The following is a 7,858-nucleotide window of genomic DNA, read 5'->3' on the forward strand; positions in this document are numbered from 1 at the left end:
AGGGATCTCGTCCGAGAATCGTATGGCGCACGTCGCGTCTCCAACAGGATCAGTCTTAGCGTGTCGATGAGCCGGCAACCGGGGAGCGTGAGTCGGCCGCACTCCATGCGTGAGCCGTCACGCTGCGTGCTACCATCGACTGGCCTTCACCGTGCGGCATACGGCCCATGCATCGCCTTGACCGTGCAGAATACTGTTCCGAGTTCGGAGGAGTTCACTCACAGATCGCGAACAACATGTTGAACCCGGCAGGAGGGTTCGAGTTTATCAACACAGCCTCATACGATAGGCCCTAAGCAGCGGGGCCAATAAATCACCGCCATCCCCTCAGTGGGGCTGTCCAATCAGCTCTGCGCCCCGTGTGCTGGAGGGCTCAAGCCTCCACCACCATTGCGTTGGAAGCGGCCTGCGCCGCGGCCAGACTTCGGTGAGCGTGTCCGCTTCGTAAAGCCGCCCGTTCTTCATTACAAATTCGATCGACGTACTGTTTTCCAGTGATTCGAGCGGGTCGGCACCCAGGACTTGGAGGTCAGCCAGTTTGCCGACCTCGATCGAGCCGATATCTGATGCAAGGCCAATGGCATCCGCGCTCATGAGCGTGGCCATGCTCAGTGCCGCGTGATTGTTCATCCCGCCGGACGCCATCATCCACAGCTCCCAGTGGACACCCAGCCCCTGGACCTCACCGTGTGACCCGAGACCGAGTTGGCCACCAGCATCCATCCACTTCTTCAACTGCTCAGCATGAAGAAAGTGGGGGTATTGGTCATCGCGAAACCAATCGGTGCTCTTCCACTTATCGAGCTCGTCGTGCGGGGTGAAGTATTTGAGTCGCTCTACCTCATCCATGTTCGTGCGTGTCAGGTAGTACTGACGGCCGGACGGCCCTCCGTAGGCAACGATCAGCGTTGGCGTGTAGACCAGACCGCTGAATGCACCCAATTCGACAACGTCTTGATAGAAGGGGCTGATCGGCAGAGAGTGCTCAAGGCCGGCGTAACCGTCCTGCATGAGCGTGAGGTTCATGGTGAAATTGGAACCACCCTCGGTCGTGGGAGTGAGGCCGAGCTCATTGGCGGCCATGATCACCCACTGGCGCACTTTGCGGTCGCCCGCGAGGTACTGCTTGATCGTCTGCGTATTGAAGTGGTCTGCGTAGCGCCTCACGACGTCGCGAGCGTCGTCGAGACTCGTGATACGATCAGCGCCGAATATGCCCGGGCCAGTCGAATAGAGACGTGGGCCGATCAGCTCACCCGCTTCCATGAGATCGACGTACGACAGAATATCCTCTGTTGACGTCTGCGGGTCCCGCTGGGTCGTCACGCCGTACGCGAGTTGGGCGAGGAACTGAGACACCTGGCTCCGGTGCACGCCCCAAGCGACCCATGTGTGCGCGTGGATGTCGACATAGCCCGGCATGATCGTCTTGCCCGACATATCGCGAACATCGGCACCCTCCGGAATCGGAACCGTGCCCGTCGCTCCGACTCCGACGATCCTGTTGTCGCGCACAACGATATCGCCCCGCTGAATTACCTCGTCGCCGCGCATGGTGATAAGGCGCGCGCCTGTCAGGACAACAGTCCCTCGCGGCTTGTCCTTGAGTTGGGTAATCTCGATGTCGAAGCGGGCAGCCTCATACACGGGGGCACCTTCCTCCTCCCCTTCTTCATCGCTCTCTTCATCGTCCTCATCAGCGGAGGCGGCGTCCTCACCATCTGCCGTCGCCTCGATTCGGGCGGCCTCGAGTGAGTCGGCGATCGCCAGGTCGGCGACCGCTACATCGTACTCGAAGAAGCTCCTTCCGATCGAATAATGCGCCACAGCTCCATCATTTCTCCACCCGACGAAGTCCCCGCCGACTCGCGTGAGACGACGGGTCGGGACCGACGACGATGATGCTACGGAGACGGTCGGAGCCTCACCTCCTACTGGAGGAACCGTAATCAGAAAGACGTTGCGGTTCGCGCGAACGATCGCGTGTCTGCCGTCGGGCGAGAGCACCACTTCGTCTGGGGTGCCCCCACCACCCCCCTGCACCGACGGGGCGGTGACCTTCACAACGGTCTTGATATCCGTGCCATCGTAGCGCATGGAAAGGAGCCCTTCGGAACCCGCCCAGGCATAAATGCGGTCGACATCCGGTCCGAAGTGGGGGGCGTTTCTGCCTTCCTGAGTCGCCCCTCTGCCAACCCATGTAATGCGTGTCGGCTCACCGCCATCGGCAGGTAGCCACACGTACTCGAGCTCGGCAGCGCCACTGTGATTCCCGAAGTCTTCCAGTGTGCGCATCCGGTGCATCTTCGAACCGCGCACCGCGACGATACGTGTCCCGTCCGGCGAGTACGCGAGTTTGTCGAAGAAAGCGGGCGTCGGAGTCAGAAGCTCCGGTTCGCCGGCTCCGTCCGAGAGCACCCGGTGGATCTGGCCCCCGACCGAGTCGTTCCAGGTAGCGAACGCGATGTAACGGCCGTCGGGCGACCACACAGGGGCGTGCTCTACGTCCCCGGACTCACTTAGACGAACTGCATTTCGGATCGTTGGGTGTTCGTCACCCTCCGCAGGATCACGGTCTGGCATCTCCGCTACCCAAAGGCGGTCGAGAGCAGCGAAGGCGAGCCGAGACCCGTCGGGCGAGGGACGAGCGCCGCGAATCTGCGAAACGGTGAGCGTGGAATCGTTGATCGGGTAGTCGTACTTCACGAGCGGACCGAGTTCCTGCTCAACGTGCGCCGTGAAGGGGATTTCGCTCGTGGCCCCCGACGGGATCTCGACACGCATGATCTTTCCGCCGTAGCTGGTGATCAAGGCTCGCGAGTCCGGTGTAAACGCAGAGCCCGGATAGACGTCACGGTCTCTCGTTCCGCCTCCCTTCGAGTCATCGCGTTGCACGTCCATGACGAGCCAGCTGTCGGCGCCAGTCTCCAGATCGATCAGCTTGAGGGCTTCGCGAGCATCCCAGCGGGTGGCGTACACGAGCCAACGGCCGTCAGGGCTCGGGACCGGTCGAAACGCTCCTTCGAGTTCGTGCGTGCGCACGTGAACACGATTCGTTTCCCGGTCGAGTTGGCCAATCTGGTAGGCTCCGACAAGGCGTTGAGAGCTCCTCGACTGAGAATGATCCCGCCCGAATTGATCTTCCCACGGATCTAGTGATTCAGTTGCGAAGCCGCCGCCCAGATTTCCACGCACATTGACCCACACGAAGCGCTCATCAGGCGCCATTGCCGCGCCGTGGTGGGCGGGCGGCGCGGGGGCTCCCTCCTCTCGGTGACCCGTGACCTGCACCCCCGAGCCTCCGTCTTTGTGGTAGAGCCAGAGCTGGGTGCCTTTGGTCGTCATTACATACTCGCCATCCGGCATCCAGATCGGCGAGACGTAGTTCTCTCGCTCATCCGTGGTGAGAGCCCGAGGGTTCGTTCCGTCTGCGTCTGCGATCCAGAGATTTTCAGAACCGTTGCGGTCACTGACGAAAACGAGGTGCTTACCGTCCGTCGAGTAGCGCGGCTGCATGTCGTACGCCTGGCCGCTCGTGATGCGGGTCGCATCGCCTCCGGAGGCGGGCAGCGCATACAAGTCGCCGAGCAGCTCGAAGACGATTGTTTCACCGTCTGGCGACAGGTCCAAAGAGATCCAGGAACCCTCGTCCGTTGTGAACTCGAGCGTGCGCGTCGTAATCAGCGGCAGGGACTCGGATTGCCGGGCGGCGGCGGCGGAACTGTCGTTCTCCGCCTCGGTCTGGGCAGCGATCGCGGTGCCCGTGAAGAACGATACGAACGTCCAAAGAAATACACGCTTTAGTCGGTACATCGTCCGTGGCACTCCATGTTTATTCAAGAAAATCGAGCGTCGCCTAGGGGGGACCGCAGAAAGAGTGGGCCGGCAGGAGGGGATCCGCCACGTGTCCCGATAGACTCGACACCTACACCGTCCGTCCCCTGCGTCCCTCCCCGGAGTGCTCCGACTCCAGAACCGTTTCCTCTCAGCGTTTGGCACGGCTACGGCGATCAACACCAAACATGCCACGGCCCGGCTGGCTGCGAAGGCTCAGGCGACGTTTCCGCGTGACAGCTTCCAACTCAACGGCCTCTGGCAAGCGCCCTGCGGCTCTCGCATCGGTCAGAGATCGCACTCATCCGTGCCAGACTGCCGTCAGGTGAACCACCCCTCCTCTTCGAGGCGCGACCAAATTATCTGCGCCACACGCCCACCCTCGGACACGATGCGATCGGGATCCTCCGTCACAAATACACCGTCAAACACCTGCGGTCGGCCGTCCGTCATGACCAGTCGAACGGCTTGGCCGTTGGCGTAGAGGAGGTTGTGGAGCGGCTCTGGTGGAGCGCTGCCCGACCCGACCAGGAAGCCACTCACGTCGACGGCCACGAGGTCGGCAGCGGCGCCCCGCTCGATGCGACCCAAGTCCGGTCGCTCCAATGCGTCGGCCGCGATCGCGGTGCAGCCGTGGACGGCCTTATGCACGGTTGGCGCCTCTACCGCCGGCCCGCCTGAGTTGCCAGAGAGGAGGGCCGCGCGTGCCTGACCATAGAGGACGGCGAGCTTGAGGTTCTCGATCATGTCGTTGCTGTGCGTGTCGATGCCGATGTTCACCGCGACGCCAGCCGCGATGGCTTCGGGCCAGGGCTGCGTCGCGCCGCCCGCCCCGCCTGCCGACGGGCATGTCGAATACACGGCCCCGGCGGCGCGCAGAATCGGTGCGTCCACATCCCAATCAGGGGCCGTAAAATGGGCGCCGAAGAACGGGCCTTCGAGGAGTCCTGCCTCTGACAGCCACTGGGTCGGCGTCCGTCCCCACCGTCGGAGGATCGTTTCGGTCTCCCGGGCGCCCTGCGAGAGATGCGTGTGAACTCCCGTCCCCAGTTCGACGGCAGCAGAAGCGATGACGGCCAGTGTTCGTGGCGTGTGCGTGTCCGCGGCGTGCGGGGTCATCATGCCTTGGACGAGACCACTCCGCCCAAGACTGCGCGCGAAGTCCAAGTTGTCCCCGATCTCGGCGAGCGTCGCTTCTTCCGAGGCCGCGAGATCTTCGTCGTTCCCGAACCAGATCGGGAAGAGTCGACCGATGCCGGGCACCATCCCCCCGACCCAACCTCGCGCCCCCAGACGTTCCGCCACTCGGGCATAGCTGCGGGCCTGCCGGAGGCTCATGCTCATTTCTACCTGCGCAGTGCAGCCGCTGCGCAGAAGCTCGGCCAAGTTGTACGCCGTAAGCGCGTCGAGCTGATCGTCATCCAACTCGTTCTCTACGATCTCGAGCGGCCGAGCGTACGACCGCCCACCCTCGATGAGTCCACGCGTGGACGATCCTCCAGCTACGTGCGTGTGGCCACTGATCAGGCCGGGAAGCAGGAGCTGTCCGGTCAGGTCAATCTGGTCGCCGCCGGCAATCTGACCTCGTTGCACCTCAACGACCAGGTTTCCCTCGATGCGAACCGAGACACCGTGTACGACTTCGGGAACACCGTCCGGGCCGTCCAACCAGGCAGAGGCGTCGCGCAACACCATGTCGATGACCCGTCCGTCTCCGCGGGTGGCAGGGCGTCGTGCATGATTGTCGGGCGAACGGAAGTCGGGGCCGCTCAGCGCGCTGCCCATACCCAGTCCGGCGAACGCCTGGAGGGCGCGTCGACGCTTCAGTTGGACACCCGCGTCTTCAGTTCGTCGAAGAAGTTCAGGGCGATGTGCACAGGGGCTGCCTTCAGGTGGAGATAGAGTTGCCCCTTGTCGTCGGCCGAGCCACGAGCATAGAGGCGTCCGTCCCGGACTTCCGGCTCGAACGGGGGCGAATCCCAGAGGTCCAACGGCTCGGCAGGTTGCACGTCGTAGTGACCATAGACGAGGATGGCCGGAGCGTCGGGTCCGGCTTCCCGCGACTCTCCCAGGACACTGGGATGACTAGGCGTCTCGATGAACTCGGCCTCGAGTCCTCCGAAAACCATCTGAGCTCGTAGCCACTCGGCGCCATGGCGGGTATCGCCGTCGTGATCAGACCTGGCGCTTACGAACGGAATCCGCCGGAAGTCGAACATCTTCTCCGTGAAGCGCTGCAGACCAGCTCCGATGTACTCCTGAACGTCTCTCATCGGTGGTTTGGCAGCCTTTGGATTCATGCTTGCTCGAGCGTCCGCACAATATCCAGGGCTCGTGCGATGTCATCCGGGCTTACATAGAGGTGCGCACACAGTCGCACCCTTCGATTATTCCGCTGGGCACGCACCCGGATCTTCCCTTCCCATAGCGCGTCCTGTAATTCGTCCGCCGTCTTGTTCTCCAGGCCGAACGTGGTGGCCCCGCCAAACATGTCGGGATGCGTACTTGTATAGATGCGGGTGTTGGGGATTTCCTGAAGACCCTCATGCAACTGTGTGGTCATGGCGTTATTCCAACGCGCAATGCGCTCGACTCCAAGTTCGCGGTTGAAATCGAGGGCCGCCTTCAGTCCAAACAACAGGGCTGGGCTGCCGGTGCCATATTGCATGAATCGGAAGGCATCGTCTTCACGGTTGTCATAGTTGTAACTGCCGAGCGTGGCCCAGAGTTCTTCCTGCCGTGAGCGCTCGATGTACAAGATGCCGGTACCCTTTGGCGCCAGCAGCCACTTGTGTGGGCTGGACACATAAGCGTCACAGCCCAGGTCTTTCACGTCGACAGGCATTTGCCCCAGAACCTGCGCCCCGTCCACGATCGAGAATATGCCCCGATCTCGGGCCAATCGGCATAATTCCTTGGTCGGCAGCCGATGGCCAAAGCCCGAGGTTATCTGGGAGAACATGATCACTTTTGTTCTCCGCGTGATCGCATCCGCGAAGGCCTCCAGCACCCCTTCGGGGCCGTTTGCCACAGCCGTGTCCAGGTTGATCTCCTTCACGACGGCCCCGTATCTCTTTGCCATCAGCCTGAAGGGCCCGAAGCTCCCGCCGTGTTCCTGGTCGGTGAATATGATCTCGTCACCAGGACTATACGTCATGCCGTTCGCCAGGAAATTCATGCTCATGGTGGCGTTCTGCGTGAGGGCGACTTCCTCCATATCGGCACCGATGAAGCTGCCGACATCCGCGCGGATGTCTTCCCGAGGCTGATACCCCGTCAGTGGTGCGCCAATCGGAGTGTAGTAGGGCCAATCTGGTAACTCGGCCTCCAGGCGCCGCAACTCGTTCGTTTGTGCGTCCAAGACCCCGCGCGGCATCGCGCCGAGGGTGCCGGTGTTGCAGTAGGCAACTTCGGTGGGGAACAAGAACTCGCGCCGGGCGGCGGCGAAGACTTCCGCATCGTCGTCACCAGCCTTCGACGTGAAATTGCCGTTACTGCTGACTCCCGCTTCCAAGCCCGTGCGACTTGCCGCCAGCAACACTGCGCTACCGCTCAGCGAAAGGAACGCGCGTCGTCCCAATGAATCCGTCATGACGTCATCCCCATTACCCAATCCTTGGCTCGTTTACACTTCTAACCAACCTGGAGCCACCCAACTGGGGATGGAGTACTCGATCCGTCACCAGAGGTTGAACGCTCGCCGAGTTCAGACTCGATGCGGTAGCGGCTCAGTGGGGCCAGGGTCGGTGTCACTCACAGGGAGAAGATGCCTCCTGCGCCCTCGATCCGCGAGCGATCTGAAGCTGTGCGAATACTCACCGACTGCTCTACGGCAACACCAGCGGCAACCCCGAGCGCTGAAGGGCTCACGCTCACCGGCCTCGGCGCCACCACTCGTACAAGATCAGAGCCGTCACGAACGCGCCGACCACGACCGTGATCGACACGCTCATGCCAACTCCTCCTTGATGGGGACTGCGGAATTGAGTTTGCGGGACGGTTGAGTCACGTCATGCTGCCGCGC

4 protein-coding genes are annotated in these 7,858 nt (G+C 62.2%); all 4 read right to left on the reverse strand.

The window, feature by feature from the left end; genetic code table 11:
- Positions 1 to 327: 327 nt before the first annotated feature.
- Complete coding sequence (locus OSA81_12925) at positions 328 to 3,813, reverse strand: amidohydrolase family protein (protein ID MDE0899910.1); 3,486 nt, start codon at positions 3,811 to 3,813, stop codon at positions 328 to 330.
- A 342-nt stretch (positions 3,814 to 4,155) separates the two neighbouring features.
- The gene (locus tag OSA81_12930) at positions 4,156 to 5,619 is read right to left on the reverse strand and encodes an amidohydrolase family protein (GenBank protein MDE0899911.1); all 1,464 of its coding nucleotides are present in this window, start codon (positions 5,617 to 5,619) and stop codon (positions 4,156 to 4,158) included.
- 38 nt (positions 5,620 to 5,657) lie between these two features.
- On the reverse strand, positions 5,658 to 6,134 hold the full coding sequence (locus OSA81_12935; GenBank protein MDE0899912.1) for a M20/M25/M40 family metallo-hydrolase: 477 nt from the start codon (positions 6,132 to 6,134) through the stop codon (positions 5,658 to 5,660).
- A complete protein-coding gene (locus tag OSA81_12940) occupies positions 6,131 to 7,426 on the reverse strand; it encodes an aminotransferase class V-fold PLP-dependent enzyme (GenBank protein MDE0899913.1) in 1,296 nt (431 codons plus the stop codon). Before OSA81_12940 ends, OSA81_12935 begins: the two co-directional genes overlap by 4 nt.
- Positions 7,427 to 7,858 lie beyond the last annotated feature (432 nt).

The organism is Longimicrobiales bacterium (assembly GCA_028823235.1).
In the GTDB taxonomy this organism is placed as follows: domain Bacteria; phylum Gemmatimonadota; class Gemmatimonadetes; order Longimicrobiales; family Gaopeijiaceae; genus UBA2589.

Bases quoted from the DNA above. Each gene is read 5' to 3' on its own strand.
- OSA81_12925 (MDE0899910.1), bottom strand. From the start codon at position 3,813: ATGTACCGACTAAAGCGTGTATTTCTTTGGACGTTCGTATCGTTCTTC.
- OSA81_12930 (MDE0899911.1), bottom strand. From the start codon at position 5,619: ATGGGCAGCGCGCTGAGCGGCCCCGACTTCCGTTCGCCCGACAATCAT.
- OSA81_12935 (MDE0899912.1), bottom strand. From the start codon at position 6,134: ATGAATCCAAAGGCTGCCAAACCACCGATGAGAGACGTTCAGGAGTAC.
- OSA81_12940 (MDE0899913.1), bottom strand. From the start codon at position 7,426: ATGACGGATTCATTGGGACGACGCGCGTTCCTTTCGCTGAGCGGTAGC.